The 651-nt window shown below is 76.8% G+C and carries 1 protein-coding gene; it reads left to right on the top strand.

Features of this window, described 5'->3' with window-relative positions; all coding sequences use genetic code 11:
• Window positions 1-651: acyltransferase domain-containing protein (locus HUW36_RS33855; RefSeq protein ID WP_174531701.1), on the top strand; the 651-nt coding region annotated here is incomplete at both ends.

The following is a 651-nucleotide window of genomic DNA, read 5'->3' as shown; positions in this document are numbered from 1 at the left end:
GACGCGGTCCGCGCGCGGGTGGCCCGCTACGGCGACCGGCTGGCCGTGGCCGCGGTGAACGGACCCGCCAGCGTGGTGGTCTCCGGCGAGCCCGCCGCGGTGGACGAGTTCGCCGCCGAGCTGGCCGCCGACCGGGTGCGGCTGCGCCGCGTCCCGATCGACTACGCCTCGCACTCCCCGCAGGTGGAACGGATCCGCGCCGAGCTGGCCGAGGCCGTCGCCGGTGTCACGCCCGGCCCGGCCGCCGTCCCGGTCTACTCCACCACCGACCTGTGCTGGCTCGACGGTCCGGAGATGGACGCCGACTACTGGTACCGCAACCTGCGCCAGCCGGTGGAGCTGGCCGACGCGATCCGGGCGGTCGCCGCCGACGGCCACGACACGTACGTCGAGTGCAGCCCGCACCCGGTGCTCACGCCCGGCATCGAGCAGACGCTCCAGGAACACGACCGCCCGGCCGTGGTGGTCGGCTCGTTGCAGCGCGACCGGGGCGACCGGGCCCGGTTCCTGCTCGCCGTCGCGCAGCTGCACGTGCGGGGAGTGCCCGTCGACTGGCAACCGGCCCTGGCCGGCGGCCGCCGGGTCGACCTGCCCACGTACGCGTTCGTCCGCCGCCGCTACTGGCCCCGGCCGCTCACCGGCGCCGCCGAC

The sequence above is a fragment of the Micromonospora maritima genome (genome assembly GCF_902825405.1).
Lineage (GTDB): Bacteria > Actinomycetota > Actinomycetes > Mycobacteriales > Micromonosporaceae > Micromonospora > Micromonospora maritima.
This window is presented reverse-complemented; position numbering and strand designations above follow the sequence as displayed.